Below are 14,800 nucleotides of genomic sequence, written 5' to 3' on the forward strand. Positions count from 1 at the left end.
GACAAAGCAGTGGGATTGTATTACAATTCATACATAAGTTACATATTCACAAATAATAATACATATGCACTGATATGGGAGGGAATCATATGTTGACAGACATGGGAAGCATTTTAAGAAAAGCAAAAAGAGAGGGATATGGAGTTGCAGCGCCCAATGTGTGGAGCTTAAATACGGTGAAAAGTGTTTTTGAAGCAGCAAAAGAATTACGTGCTCCGATCATTATAGACGGCGCGGGAATTCATCAAATTGAGGAAATTTCAGATGCGGTAAAATTTTATGCAAAAAAATTTCCGGAAGTTCCGTCTGCCTTGAACTTGGATCATGGCGGAGATTTTCAAGAGATCATAGCTGCGATTCGATATGGTTTTACATCTGTTATGGTGGATCGCTCAACCTTATCCTTTGAAGAAAATGTAAGAGAAGTAGCAGAGATTGTAAAAATTGCTCATGCGGTAGGCGTTTCTGTAGAGGCGGAGCTTGGACATGTCGGACAGGGATTTGAATATGAGACGACAAGAGATGCAGGACTGACGCGCAAAGAGGAGGCCAAGGCATTTGTAGAACAGACCGGGGTAGATTGTCTGGCGGTTTCGGTGGGAACATCTCATGGTACCTACAAAGGGACTCCTAAATTAGAATTTGAATTGCTGGCAGAGCTTCATCAAATGTTAGAAGTTCCTTTGGTATTGCACGGAGGTTCGGGAACCGGAGATGAGAATCTTCAGAAAGCTGTGAAGACGGGAATACAGAAAGTGAATTTATGTACGGATCTCAGCAATGCAGGTTTGGAAGCTTTAAAATCCTATTTAAGTATAGATTATGATCAGATCAAAAAAGACGGAAAGCTCGGGGAGTTTGGAAACCCTTCAGCAAATATGTTTGATTTATCCAATGCAATGAGAAAGGGATATAAAGAGCTTCTAAAACATTATATTTGCTTATTTGATGGGAAAAACAGAGCATAAGATTTATGAAAAAAGGAGAACATGATGATGAAGAGTGAAACAATGAAATTCGGATGTTTGGTTGAAAAAGGCGTAGCAGAAGTCAGAGAGCGAAAGCTGCCGGAGATCGGTGATTATGAGGTCCTGCTGAATATGAAAGCATGCAATATCTGTACAACAGATTATCAGCAGTGGATGGGGAAACGGGAGCATCAGGGATATCCGATGGCAGGTGGACATGAGGCAGCAGGAATTGTAGAAAAAATCGGTGCGAAAGTAACAGAATTTCAGGTGGGGGATTTGGTAGCAACAGGGTACGATGTGTGCGGACATTGTTCACCATGCCGTGAGGGGCATGTGGATCAATGTGTAGAAATGAGAAAAACATCACCGGACGGATACCGGTGGAGCTTCTTTGGATTTTCAAATTATTGTGTAAAGGGAACCGGCGGTCTTTATAAAATTGCAAAGGAAACGGATCCTTCTGCCGCTGCATTTTTGGAGCCTCTGGCAACGGTCATTCACGGAGCAGAAAAATTGCGCCTGCGTTCTTTTGAAACGATTGTTGTGATTGGCGGGGGAACCATGGGATTATTAAATGCACAGGTAGCGAAGGCATATGGATGCAGAGTGATTGTTTCCGAGATGATTGATAAAAAAATAAAGACAGCGAGAGAGATGGGATTTGAGGTCGTTGACTGCAGCAAAGAGGACCCGGTAAAAGCGGTGCATGAGCTGACCAATGGGGAAGGAGCCGATGCAGTGATTGTAGCTGTTGGAGTGACTTCTGCGAACACACAGGGAATAGAAATGCTGAAGCAAAATGATGGCAGGATGTTGCTATTTGCCGCGGGTTATCCGGCGCCGGAATTAAAAATCGATTCCAATACGATGCATTACCGGAAAATGGAGCTGATCGGAACATTCGGTGCAGATCATGTTGATTTTCAAATGGCAGCAAAAGCGCTCAGTGCCGGTGTAGTAGATGTTTCCCGGTTAATTGAAGAAAAGAAATATTCCTTGAGTCAGATTCAGAAAGCCTTCGAGGCGGCAAGCCAGCCGGGAATGTATCGCGTGAGCGTATTACTGGATGAATAAAAATTTCGGATCTGGTTGACGAAGGTTCTGATTGTTTTATATACTGAAAGGAAAGACTGGGGAGCCAGAAGTAAAGCAGATGGGAGATATGGAAATTGAGAGATGAAAGATTTATGATGAAGGTTGTAAAAATGTATTATAAAAGTGGGATGTCTCAAGTAGACATTGGGAAGCACTTAAATGTTTCCAGAATGACCATCGCAAGAACATTGGAACGGGCACGCAGGGAAGGGTATGTTCAGATTCAGATTCATTTTCCTCAAAACAGCATGGTGGACGAAGAAGAGGTTTTGGAGAGAAAGTTTCATCTGCAGGAAGCACTGATTGCTTATCCGAGAGATGGAGAGGTGATTGAAGAGATCGGATTTTTAACTGCGGATTATATAATCCGAGTTTTGAAAAATCATATGACTTTAGCGTTAACCAAAGGAATTACGCTGCAGAAAGCAATTTCTTATTTAAAGAATGATGTGCGTCTTCGGATGAAAAGATACAAAGATGTAAAGATTGTTCCCACGGCAGGAGCGAACAATCCTCCTGAGGATGCAGATGAGGCGTATCGGATGGCATATTCCAATTATTTGATTGACGAGACGGCAAGAATTTTAAAAGTCAGTGCGTATCAGATCATGGCTCCCTTGACTGTATCAGATCAGTTTACAAAACAGAAGATTATGGAAGAGTCATCTGTGAGTAGCGTTATGACGATGGCAAAAAATGCAGATGTGGTTATTTTCGGGATTGGAACTATGGATGACCAGAATACTACGATTCTCAATACCGATGAGATACCTAAGGAAGAATACGCCAGGATAAGAAAAAAAGGCGGTGTCGGCGAAATCCTATGTTATGGATTTGACAAAGACGGGGCATTGATTGAAGATGAATTTTATGATCGTTTGGTGAGCCTTTCTTTTGAGGAATTGAAAAAGATACCGGTTCGTGTAGGAGTCGCCTATGGAAAGGAAAAGAAAGACGCAATTCTTGGCGCGCTGCATACCGGGATTGTCAATGTACTGATTACAGATACCGAGGTGGCCCAATATTTGCTGAATGTCTGAGGAAATCTTTTGGCGAGTAAGAATTTTTATGGTGGTTGATCGTAAAAGAGACAAAGAAGAGTTCCATTCTTTGTCTCTTTTGCGACCATAAACTGAAATTGGATTCACTTTGTTTTAAAATGCGAAATTTAATTTCTTTAAAAGTAGACAAAAGAAATTAAATTTTGTATAATAAGACTGCCGCAATTTCAGAAATACTTTTCGTGGTAAATTGTAACATATGCAGACAAAAAATAAAAAGTACTTTCTTATTATACGATTACAAGGTATAATAGAAAGAAGATATCTAAGAAAGAGGTGGAAGTGGTGTATAAAATTGTCAAAAAGCAAAAGCTCAATAATTTAGTTGAGTTAATGGAGATTCAGGCTCCGTATGTGGCAAGAAAATGTGAACCGGGACAGTTCATTATTATACGTGTGGATGAAGAGGGAGAAAGAGTCCCCCTTACCATTGCTGATTATGATCGTGAGAAGGAAACGGTTACGATTATTTATCAGGTTGTTGGTTATACAACAGAACTGTTAAGCAAGAAGGAAGAAGGAGATTTCGTACAGGATTTTGTGGGTCCTCTTGGACAGCCTTCTCCATTGCATAAATGTGAGCGAGTGATTGGAGTTGCAGGCGGTGTCGGCGCAGCGCCGTTATATCCGCAGCTTCGCAAGCTGGCACGGATGGGAGTTCCGGTGGATGTAATCATTGGAGGAAAAAGTGCGGAGTTTGTAATTTTAAAAGAACTGTTTGAAGAATTCTGCGAGAATGTTTATATTGCAACAGACGATGGAAGTCTCGGAACGAAGGGATTTGTAACCAATGTACTGGAAGATCAGATCAAAGCCGGTGTGAAATATGATGAAGTCATTGCCATCGGACCATTGATTATGATGAAGAATGTTGTAAAGATTACAAAGGAATATGATATTCCGACAATGGTATCTTTAAATCCGATTATGATTGACGGAACCGGAATGTGCGGAGGATGCCGTGTAACTGTCGGTGGAGAGACAAAATTTGCCTGCGTTGACGGACCGGACTTTGACGGATTTAAGGTAGACTTTGACCAGTGTATGCAGCGTCAGGGGATGTTTAAAGAAGAAGAGCATCAATGTAAGATTGGAAGGGGGATGTAACCGTGGCAAATATGAGTCTGAAAAAAGTGGCAATGCCGGAGCAGGACCCAAATGTCCGCAACAAGAATTTTGAGGAAGTTGCCCTTGGATATACAAAAGAGATGGCGATGGAAGAAGCAACCCGCTGTTTGAATTGTAAAAACAAACCGTGCGTCAACGGATGTCCGGTCAATGTTCCGATTCCGGAATTTATTGAAAAGGTGGCAGAAGGTGATTTTGAAGCCGCCTATGAAGTCATTACAAGAGAAAATGCACTTCCTGCAATCTGTGGTCGGGTATGTCCGCAGGAAAATCAGTGTGAAGGAAAGTGTGTGCGCGGAATTAAGGGAGAGCCAGTTGGGATTGGACGTATGGAGCGTTTTGTCGCAGACTGGCATATGGCACATGCCAAACCGGCAAAGGTTGAGATTGAGAAAAACGGAAAGAAAGTGGCAGTTGTGGGATGCGGACCGGCAGGAATTACCTGTGCGGGAGAATTAATTAAGAAAGGCTATGATGTCACAGTTTTTGAAGCTCTTCACAAACCGGGCGGAGTGTTAAGCTATGGAATTCCGGAATTCCGTTTGCCAAAAGATTTGGTAGCAAAAGAAATTGAAAGTGTACAGGCGTTGGGTGTAGATATTGAAACAAACGTGATTGTCGGTCGTTCTGTTACCATTGATGAATTGATGGAAGACGGATATGAAGCGGTGTTTGTAGGAAGCGGCGCAGGATTGCCTAGATTTTTAAATATTCCGGGAGAAAATCATCTTGGCGTTTATTCTGCCAATGAATTTTTAACTCGCGTCAATCTTATGAAAGGCTATAAATTCCCGGAATGTCCAACACCGGTTAAGATTGGAAAGAAAGTGGCAGTTGTGGGTGCGGGAAATGTCGCAATGGACGCCGCAAGAACTGCAAAGCGTCTGGGCGCAGAAGATGTCTATATCGTTTATCGGCGAAGTGAAGAGGAAGCTCCGGCTCGTTTGGAAGAACTTCACCATGCAAAAGAAGAAGGAATTATTTTTAAATTCTTAAATAATCCGGCTGCAATTAAAGCGGATGAAAACGGTTGGGTCAATAAAATGGAGATCATAAAACAGGAATTGGGAGAACCGGATGCGTCTGGAAGACGCTCTCCGCAGCCAGTGGAAGGATCAAACTATGATCTGGATGTGGATACCGTAATTATTGCCATTGGTCAGAGTCCGAATCCACTGATCCGTCAGACCACTCCTGGTCTGGATACACAAAAGTGGGGCGGAATCATTGTAGATGAAGAGACGATGAAAACAAGCAAAGACGGAGTTTATGCCGGAGGAGATACCGTAACCGGCGCGGCAACTGTCATCCTTGCAATGGGAGCCGGAAAGAAAGCGGCAGCAGCAATTGATCAGAAATTACAAGGAAAGTAAAAGGAGGATTCCAAATGGGGAAAGCAATATTTCAGACCGACATTATCAAATTGGGGGAACAGGTAGATGCTTTTTTTGAGGAAGGCATGTTTGTTCTGTTTGGAGAAAATGTGCCGGAGACATTGAAAGACTTTTGTCATTTTATTGACCAGAAGCAAGTAGATGGAACAATCAAAAAGGGAGACAGACTGATCGTTGATCAGAAGGAGTATCTGATTACCGCGGTGGGAGATATTGCCCAGTCTAATTTGGAAACACTGGGACATTTAACCGTTGTATTTAGCGGTGCAAAAGAAGCAGGGCTTCCGGGAAGTATTTGTGTGGAAGCCAAACCGATGCCAAAGCTTTGCGTGGGAAGTAAGATTTCCATTGTAGAAGATTAGGAAATGTTTAGAAGAGATATCGAAGTCCTTGGTATCATTATCATAAGAGGAGTTATTGCAGCAGCAATAATTCCTTTTTCATTAATAAAATCAGAGAATTATTATTGACAGGACAGATTGGATTTGTTAACATATCTAAAAATATGACAATATACAAGAAAGTGAGGAAAACAATGGGTAAGTTAATTGGTGAAGGAATTACATTTGATGATGTGTTATTGGTACCGGCATTTTCAGAAGTAATCGCAAATGATGTGGATACACGCACACGTTTGACAAATAAAATTCAGTTGAATATTCCGCTGATGAGCGCCAGCATGGATACGGTAACAGAGCACCGTATGGCAATTGCCATGGCAAGACAAGGTGGGATCGGAATTATACATAAAAATATGTCAATCGAGGCACAGGCGGAAGAAGTTGATAAGGTAAAGCGTTCAGAAAACGGAGTTATAACAGATCCATTTTCATTATCACCAGAACATACCATTCAGGATGCAGATGATTTAATGTCCAAATTCCGGATTTCCGGTGTGCCGATTACAGAGGGAACCAAATTGGTGGGAATCATCACCAACCGTGATTTGAAGTTCGAGACAGATTTTTCAAAGAAAATTAAAGAATCTATGACTTCAGAGGGATTGGTCACAGCGAAAGAGGGAATTACCTTAGAAGAGGCGAAGCAGATTCTCGGACGAGCGAGAAAAGAAAAACTTCCGATCGTGGACGATGATTTTAATTTAAAAGGCTTAATTACAATCAAAGATATTGAAAAGCAGATTAAGTATCCGAATGCGGCAAAAGATGATCAGGGAAGACTGCTCTGCGGAGCCGGTGTCGGAATTACCGCAGACGTTCTGGACCGGGTACAGGCGCTGGTTAATGTCCATGTGGATGTCATTGTTGTAGATTCTGCTCATGGACATTCTGCAAATGTATTGAATGTCGTAAAGATGGTAAAAGAAAAATTCCCGGATCTTCAGGTAATTGCAGGAAATGTGGCAACAGGAGCAGGAGCAAAGGCATTGATTGAAGCCGGAGCAGATTGTGTCAAGATTGGAATCGGACCGGGATCTATATGTACAACCCGCGTAGTTGCCGGAATTGGAGTTCCTCAAATTACAGCCATCATGAACGCATACGAAGAAGCAAAAAAAGCCGGAATCCCGATTATTGCAGACGGCGGTATTAAATATTCCGGAGAAATTACGAAAGCAATTGCTGCCGGAGCAGATGTATGTATGTTGGGAAGTATGCTGGCAGGATGTGATGAGAGTCCTGGAGATTTTGAATTATATCAGGGAAGAAAATATAAGGTTTATCGTGGAATGGGATCTCTGGCAGCTATGGAAAATGGAAGCAAAGATCGTTACTTCCAGACCAATGCGAAAAAATTAGTTCCGGAAGGTGTTGAAGGTCGGGTTGCCTATAAAGGAACTGTCGAGGATACAATTTTCCAGATGCTGGGAGGACTTCGCTCCGGTATGGGATACTGCGGTGCAAAAGACATTAAGACATTGCAGGAAACCGGGGAATTTGTAAAAATTTCCGCGGCTTCTTTAAAAGAGAGTCATCCTCATGATATCCACATTACAAAGGAAGCTCCAAACTATAGCGTAGAATAAATGAAATAAAATGATAAAAAAATCGGTTTCTTAGGAAGCCGATTTTTTTATAGGAAATGTGATTTGCACAAAATTTTGATTATGAGTTCATTGCACAGGAAAGAAGCTCTTCTACATAATTCCAGTTGATCAGGCAGAACCAATTATTCACATAGTCGACTCTTCGGTTTTGATACTGAAGATAATATGCATGTTCCCATACATCCACCGGAAGCAGAGGCGTCGTATTTTTTCCCAAAGGAACGTCCTGATTTGCCATTTGTTTGATTTCTAACATTCCATCATGCAGAACCAGCCAGCCATAGCCGGAGCCAAATTGTGTTAAGGCAGCATTGGTTAAGTCTCTGACAAAGGTGTCAAAGGAACCGAAGGCGCTGTCAATCATTGTTTTTAAAGTTCCGGCAGGAGGAACAGAATCTTCAGCCGGCTTCATGCACCGAAAATAGAGCTGATGATTATAGACCCCGCCTCCGTTATTTTTGATTTCTGTTTTGACGCTGTCAGGTACTGTCAGCGGCTCAGTTAATAACTGTTCCAGAGTCATGGATTGAAGTTCTTTATAGGGTTCCAGAGCTTTATTTAATTTCTCCACATAAGTTGCAAGATGCTTATCATGGTGAAATTGCAGGGTTTCAGCACTGATAACAGGTTCTAAAGCATCGTAGTCATAGGGTAATGGTTCCAATGAAAAAGGATAAGTTTCATTCATTTTATTAATCTCCTTTGTTTTCTTTTTATTGTACGTGAATACAGAGCAGAATATTCAAAAAAGGTTGACTTCTTTTTTTTAGTGGAATATCATTAAATTACTTTGGCGACCGCTTGCAATCCCGGAATGTGTCTTTTGACACTTCCGGTGATTGGATAACAAAATTTAGACGGAAAAGGTGAAAAAATGATTTCAAAATTTAGTGTAAAAAAACCATATACGGTAATTGTGGGTGTTGTCCTGGTGATTATTCTGGGGATTGTCTCTTTTACAAAAATGACTACGGATTTACTGCCGAGCATGGAACTTCCCTATGCAATTGTCATGACGACATATCAGGGGGCATCTCCGGAGACTGTAGAGACGACGGTAACAAAACCAGTCGAGCAATCCATGGCGACAATTTCTAATATTAAAGAAGTAAATTCTATCTCCAGTGAAAATATGTCGATGGTCGTGATGGAATTTGAGGGAGATACGGATATGAATGCGGTATCTTTGGATATGCGGGAAAAGCTTGATATGATAAAGGGGTATTGGCCGGATGAGGTTGGAAATCCAACGATTATGAAATTGAATCCGGATATGATGCCTGTTATGGTAACGGCTATGGACTCAGATGAATTAAGTACCGCAGAGCTGTCTGATTTGATAAATGATAAAATTACACCGTCCATTGAGGCGGTCGACGGAGTGGCTTCTGTGAGCAGCACCGGCCTGGTCAAGGAACAGATCAATGCGATCATTAATGAGAAAAAAATAGAAAAACTAAACAACAAAATCCAAAAAGCATTAAACGGTCAGTTTGAGGAAGCACAAAATAAGATTGATCAGGCAAAAGCCCAGATGGAATCCGGAAAAAATACATTGGATGTCCAGCGCACTAAGGCGAATACGCAGCTGGCAAAAGCTCAGACGGCTTTGTCAGACGGACAGATGAGTCTGGCTCAAAAGGAAGTGGAAGTCACCAGTGCGATTACCAGCTTAAAAACACAGAGGACGGCATTGAATGTAACACTGAAAGCCTTAAATCAGCAGATTCAGAAGATGGAAGAGCAAATGAAGGTCTTAGACGGGGCAGAGAAACTTCAGATGGCTGCTCAGGTAAATGAGTTGAAGAAGCAGCAGAAGACAGCAAAACAATCGCTGAAAACCATGGATCAAAATTTAAAATCGCTGCAAAAGGCTTTAAAACAGATTCAGCAGGGAAAGAAAGAGATCCGCACAAATTTAACAGAATTTTCAGTACAATCTGCCGCTGCCAATCAGAAAATGACTATGGGAGAGATTCAGCTGGCACAGGGAGAATCACAACTTCAGAGTAGTCAGCAAAAGCTTGATGAAAGTAAAAAACAGGCAGAGGCTGCAGCGAATATCAAAGATAAGTTGACGGTGGAAAATGTTAAGGCGCTTTTGACGGCACAGAATTTTGAGATGCCGGCGGGATATATTACAGAAAATAATGTACAATATCTGGTTCGAGTAGGAGATAAAGCAGAGAATTTGAAAGAGCTTCAGGATATGGAGCTGATGGATCTGGGCATTGACGGAATTCCTCCGGTCAGACTCAGTGATGTGGCAGATGTAGCGATCATTGACAATGCCAATGACATTTACTGTCGTGTCAATGGTAATAATGGGGTCATTTTGTCTGTTCAGAAGCAGAATAATTATTCTACAGCAGATGTGGCACATCGGATTGAAGATAGAATGGCAGAGCTCACAAAGGAAAATAAAGGATTCCATTATGTGAATATTATGGATCAGGGAGTTTATATTGATATGGTAACCGGATCTGTCATTGATAATCTTTTGATGGGTGCCGGACTGGCAATTATGATTCTTCTGCTGTTTTTAAAAGATATCAAGCCAACCTTTGTTATTGCATGCTCGATTCCGTTAAGTGTCGTTTTTGCAGTGGTGCTAATGTATTTTAGTGGAATCACCCTGAATGTAATTTCTCTTTCGGGGCTGGCGCTGGGTGTCGGAATGCTGGTGGATAACTCCATTGTAGTCATTGAGAATATTTACCGGCTTCGCAAGGAAGGGGTTCCGGTAAAGGAGGCGGCAATTGTCGGGGCAAAAGGAGTGGCAGGAGCGATTACTTCTTCCACTTTGACAACGGTTTCTGTATTTTTGCCCATTGTCTTTACCACCGGGATTACGAGACAGCTGTTTGTGGATATGGGATTGACCATCGGTTACTCTCTTCTTGCCAGTCTGATTGTGGCAGTGACCTTTGTGCCGATGATGTCGGCAGGAGTTCTTCATAAGGTGACGGAAAAAGACAATCATCTGATTCATAAAGTTCAGAATCTATACCAGAGAGTAATGGGACCGATCTTTGGTCATAAGGTTCTGACGGTGTTTCTAACGATGGCTTTGTTCGTGGTCAGTATCGCCGGAGCTGCCAATCTCGGAACCTCTTTGATTCCAAGTATGGACAGTACGCAGATGACGTTATCTCTGAAAATGCCAACAGGCTCTTCCATGGAAGAAACTGCGTCTATGACAGATACAGTACTTCACAAGGTAAAGGAAATTAAGGATGTAAAGAGCGTTGCGGCGATGATTTCATCGGATAGTTCCTCCGGAATGGCATCCACATCCACAGGCAGTACGAAAGATCAGTCCAGTATGTACATACTGTTAAAGGAAAATAAGAAGAAAACCAACAGAGAAATTAAAAACGAAATTTTAAGGAAAACAAAGAAATTTGACTGTGAGATTCAGGTACAAGAATCCAGTATGGATATGAGTGCTCTGGGAGGAAGCGGAATTTCCATTGAGGTGAAGGGCAATGATCTTGAAAAGCTGCGGGAAATTGGTCAGGATTTTGCACAGATTGTGGAAAAGACAAAAGGAACGAAGAATGTGACCGATGGCAGTGAGGAAACAACGCTGGATATTCATGTTACAGTGAATAAGAAAAAGGCTTCAAAATATGGGCTGACTGTTGCAAGTGTGTATCAGCAGTTAAATGCTCAGTTAAAAGATGCTTCTCAGGCGACAACGATTTCTTTGGATGAAAAAGAATTTAGTGTGAATGTGGGAAATCGCGCAAAGAATACAATGACTCGCGATGGACTGAAAAAGTTTAAACTTACCGGAACTGTCGGCGGACAGAGCAAAGAGGTGAGATTAGATGATGTTGCCAGTCTGAGGACCAGCGACAGTCTCTCATCCATCAGCCGAAACCAGCAGGAGCGGATGTTAACCGTAACTGCGGAATTAAAGGATGATTACAATATTGGAAAAGTCAGTCAGGCGGTACAGAAAAATTTAACGAAATATAAAATGCCGAAGGGATATTCTTATTCCATGGGCGGTGAGATCGAATCCATTCAGGACACGACACAGCAGATTGGGTTAATGCTGCTGCTGGCGGTTGCATTTATGTATTTGATTATGGTTGCCCAGTTCCAGTCTCTGAAATCTCCGTTTATTATTTTATTTACCATTCCGATGGCTTTTACCGGAGGATTTTTGGGACTCTTGCTTGCAGGAAAAGATTTGAGTGCTATCGCCATGATTGGATTCGTTATGCTGTCGGGTATTATAGTAAATAACGGAATTGTATTGGTGGATACGATCAATCAGTTAAGAGAACAGGGATATGCCTTTGAAGACGCTATTTTAACGGCGGGAACGATGCGAATTCGTCCGATTCTTATGACGGCGCTCACAACCATTCTCGGACTTTCAACCATGGCAATGGGATTTGGTCAGGGCGCCGAGATGATGCAGCCGATGGCAATTGTAACAATCGGAGGATTGATTTATGGAACCCTTTTGACACTTTTGGTTGTTCCTTGCATTTACGGGCTGTTTCATAGAAAAGGCAAAGGAGAAAAAAAGAAAGGCGTATTGAAATTCTTACAAAAATATTAAAAGTAGGGTGTTTTCTTTACTTTTGCAGGAAGGGAAGATATAATAAATAGGAATCATGTCAAAAATTTGACATGATTCTTATAACATACGGCGGTTTTCATTAGGATGAAAATTGTCTGTCGAAAGGAGCAGACGATGAATCGAAAAGATAATATTTTAGGGTTCATACCAAGATATGCGGTGATTCCGCTAATTTCTGCCTTTGTTTTTAATACTTTGATTTATACTGGAACTATGGTTTTGTGCAAGGATTTCCACCATTATGATTTTACAACGTCTTTTGATCGAATGGTTCCTGTGATACCGGAATTTACCAGTATTTATCTCATTTGCTATATTTTTTGGGCATTGAATTATATTCTGATCTGCAGAATCGGAAAAGAGCATATGTATCGTTTCCTTGTGGGGGATTTTTTGTCAAGAGTGATTTGCGGTGTGATTTTTGTACTGCTTCCCACCACGCTGGTGCGGCCGGAGATTACAGGAACGGGCTTTTGGGATCAGGCGCTTCGCATGGTGTATTCCATTGATCAGTCGGCAAATTTATTTCCGTCTATTCACTGTCTGGTCAGTTGGTTTTGCTATATCGGCATTCGGGGAAAGAGGGAGATTCCTCAATGGTATCGAAGATTTTCGATGATATTTGCGTTGCTTGTGTGCGTTTCAACGCAGGTGACCAAACAACATTACATCATTGATGTAGCCGGAGGACTTCTTTTAGGAGAGGTCTGCTATTGGATTGGTCAGAAGACGCAGTGGTATCAGAACCTGTGGAAGGTATTTCAGAAGGTCAATGAAATTTTGGGATTTGAAAAGCAAAACGAGGAGGAACATCCAGGGAGATTATCTGAGATCAAGGGGTAGATTGTATGAAAAATAAGAAAACGATCATCGGCAATACATTGTTCTTTTTTGTGCTATTTGGTCTGACCGCCTATGCAGTCTTGAAAGGAAAGGAACTATCGGAGTTATCGGAAGTTTTAAAATCGGTGCGGCCCATATATTATATTGCCGGATTGGGATTGATTTTGATCTTTGTGTGCAGTGAGTCCTATATCATCTATCGGATGCTTCGACTGCTTCGATATGATAATGTTCCCAAGCGCAACTGTATAAAATATTCCTTTGTCGGATTTTTCTTCAGCTGTATTACGCCTTCTGCCAGCGGCGGACAGCCGATGCAGCTTTATTATATGAATCGTGACAGAGTGGATGTATCGGTGGGAACAGTGATCTTAATGATCGTAACCATTTTATATAAATTTGTTTTGGTATTTTTGGGAGCGCTAATTTTCTTATTTCGGTATCCTCTCATTACAAAATATATCGGGGGCGCTGCATTTTTCTTTTATCTGGGAATTTTTCTGAATGTGGCGTGTGTGACCTTTATGTTGATTCTTGTATTTGAGCCGACGCTTGCCTCAAGAATTGTTCTATGGCTGGTTCGCTTCCTGGAGAGAATTCACATTCTAAAGAAGAAAGAGGAGCGTCTGGAAAAATTTCAGAGATCTATGGTAAAGTATCATAAGGCGGCTTTGGTCATAAAGGAGCATCCGGTCTTTATATTTCGGATGTTTGTGGTGACACTGCTTCAGAGAATTTTTCATTTTTCCATTACCTATCTTGTGTATCGGGCAATGGGGCTTTCGGCACTGGGCTTTATGGATGTGGTTGCGCTTCAATGTGTGATTTCAATTTCTGTGGATATGCTGCCGCTTCCAGGAGGAATGGGAATCAGCGAAGGATTGTTTTTGAGTATTTTCAAAAAGATTTTTACAGGGGGGCTTTTGTATCCGGCGATGCTTTTGAGCCGGGGAATCAGTTACTACGCATTGGTATTGATCAGCGCTGTGATGACAGGCGTGGCGCATGTTACCATAAAAAGGAAGGAATAGAGGGAAAAAGTATGATAGGATTTTATAATGTATCAGTGATTTTAACGTATTTAGGTGTTGTCAGTGCTGTATTCGGAATGTCTCAGGCATTTCATGGGAATTTTAAGATTGCAATTTTATGTTTGATGCTTTCGGGGCTTACCGATATGTACGACGGAACCATTGCCAAAAAGATAAAGCGAAGTGAGGATGCGAAGAAATTTGGAATCGAAATTGATTCACTCTGCGACCTTGTCTGTTTTGGAGCATACCCGGTTGTCATTGGGTATTGTCTTGGCATGGACACGTGGTATGCAAAGATCATTTATATGATGTATATTTTGGGGGCGGTTATTCGTCTTGCCTATTTTAATGTAACCGAAGAGCAGCGCCAGGCGCACAGCAGTTCCAGAAGAAAACATTATCAGGGACTTCCGGTGACTTCTGTCGCATTGATTATACCGATTGTTTACCAGCTTCGACGATTTTTTTATCAGGAATTTCCGTACATATACATTGGGATGATTTTGGTGATTGCCCTTTTGTTTGTCATTGATTTTAAGGTGTTTAAGCCGGGAAAGAAATGTATGCTTGCGTTTGTTGTAATTGGAGCGGTGGTAGCGTTTAAGATGTTTTGCTGCTTATAAAATGCAAAATTTCATGTGCAGGGAAAGAGTTCGGTTTGGGGAA

12 protein-coding genes are annotated in these 14,800 nt (G+C 41.7%); 11 read left to right on the forward strand and 1 reads right to left on the reverse strand.

Annotated elements, in window-relative coordinates; all coding sequences use genetic code 11:
• Nucleotides 1-89 precede the first annotated feature (89 nt).
• The 7 genes from AC27EF_RS03615 (at nucleotide 90) to guaB (ending at nucleotide 7,636) form a co-directional block, all read left to right on the forward strand.
• Nucleotides 90-968, forward strand: coding sequence for a class II fructose-bisphosphate aldolase (locus AC27EF_RS03615; RefSeq protein WP_487108899.1), 879 nt, complete (start codon nucleotides 90-92; stop codon nucleotides 966-968).
• A gap of 24 nt (nucleotides 969-992) precedes the next feature.
• Nucleotides 993-2,045: a zinc-dependent alcohol dehydrogenase gene (locus AC27EF_RS03620; RefSeq protein ID WP_487108999.1), complete on the forward strand. Its 1,053-nt coding sequence runs from the start codon at nucleotides 993-995 to the stop codon at nucleotides 2,043-2,045.
• Between the two features lie 95 nt (nucleotides 2,046-2,140).
• Nucleotides 2,141-3,106, forward strand: a complete 966-nt coding sequence (locus tag AC27EF_RS03625) for a sugar-binding transcriptional regulator (RefSeq protein WP_487108901.1) — start codon at nucleotides 2,141-2,143, stop codon at nucleotides 3,104-3,106.
• Nucleotides 3,107-3,412: 306 nt separating this feature from the next.
• Nucleotides 3,413-4,234 (forward strand): sulfide/dihydroorotate dehydrogenase-like FAD/NAD-binding protein, encoded by an 822-nt coding sequence (locus AC27EF_RS03630; protein ID WP_487108903.1) that lies wholly within the window; start codon nucleotides 3,413-3,415, stop codon nucleotides 4,232-4,234.
• A gap of 2 nt (nucleotides 4,235-4,236) precedes the next feature.
• The gene (gene gltA / locus AC27EF_RS03635; protein WP_487108905.1) at nucleotides 4,237-5,628 is read left to right on the forward strand and encodes an NADPH-dependent glutamate synthase; all 1,392 of its coding nucleotides are present in this window, start codon (nucleotides 4,237-4,239) and stop codon (nucleotides 5,626-5,628) included.
• A gap of 14 nt (nucleotides 5,629-5,642) precedes the next feature.
• Complete coding sequence (locus tag AC27EF_RS03640; protein ID WP_487108907.1) at nucleotides 5,643-6,011, forward strand: PTS glucitol/sorbitol transporter subunit IIA; 369 nt, start codon at nucleotides 5,643-5,645, stop codon at nucleotides 6,009-6,011.
• A 173-nt stretch (nucleotides 6,012-6,184) separates the two neighbouring features.
• Nucleotides 6,185-7,636: an IMP dehydrogenase gene (gene guaB / locus AC27EF_RS03645; protein WP_487108909.1), complete on the forward strand. Its 1,452-nt coding sequence runs from the start codon at nucleotides 6,185-6,187 to the stop codon at nucleotides 7,634-7,636.
• A 79-nt stretch (nucleotides 7,637-7,715) separates the two neighbouring features.
• Here guaB and AC27EF_RS03650 read toward each other — a convergent pair whose 3' ends face one another.
• On the reverse strand, nucleotides 7,716-8,345 hold the full coding sequence (locus AC27EF_RS03650) for a superoxide dismutase (protein ID WP_487108911.1): 630 nt from the start codon (nucleotides 8,343-8,345) through the stop codon (nucleotides 7,716-7,718).
• A gap of 186 nt (nucleotides 8,346-8,531) precedes the next feature.
• Here AC27EF_RS03650 and AC27EF_RS03655 point away from each other — a divergent pair, with 186 nt between their 5' ends.
• The 4 genes from AC27EF_RS03655 (at nucleotide 8,532) to AC27EF_RS03670 (ending at nucleotide 14,757) form a co-directional block, all read left to right on the forward strand.
• Nucleotides 8,532-12,236, forward strand: coding sequence for an efflux RND transporter permease subunit (locus AC27EF_RS03655; protein WP_487108913.1), 3,705 nt, complete (start codon nucleotides 8,532-8,534; stop codon nucleotides 12,234-12,236).
• 135 nt (nucleotides 12,237-12,371) lie between these two features.
• On the forward strand, nucleotides 12,372-13,100 hold the full coding sequence (locus AC27EF_RS03660; RefSeq protein WP_487108915.1) for a phosphatase PAP2 family protein: 729 nt from the start codon (nucleotides 12,372-12,374) through the stop codon (nucleotides 13,098-13,100).
• A 5-nt stretch (nucleotides 13,101-13,105) separates the two neighbouring features.
• On the forward strand, nucleotides 13,106-14,131 hold the full coding sequence (locus AC27EF_RS03665; protein ID WP_487108917.1) for a lysylphosphatidylglycerol synthase transmembrane domain-containing protein: 1,026 nt from the start codon (nucleotides 13,106-13,108) through the stop codon (nucleotides 14,129-14,131).
• A gap of 11 nt (nucleotides 14,132-14,142) precedes the next feature.
• Entirely contained in the window at nucleotides 14,143-14,757 is a 615-nt protein-coding gene (locus AC27EF_RS03670; RefSeq protein ID WP_487108919.1) for a CDP-alcohol phosphatidyltransferase family protein, read from the forward strand.
• The last annotated feature ends 43 nt before the right edge of the window (nucleotides 14,758-14,800 follow it).

This window comes from Anaerostipes stercorihominis (genome assembly GCF_057535655.1).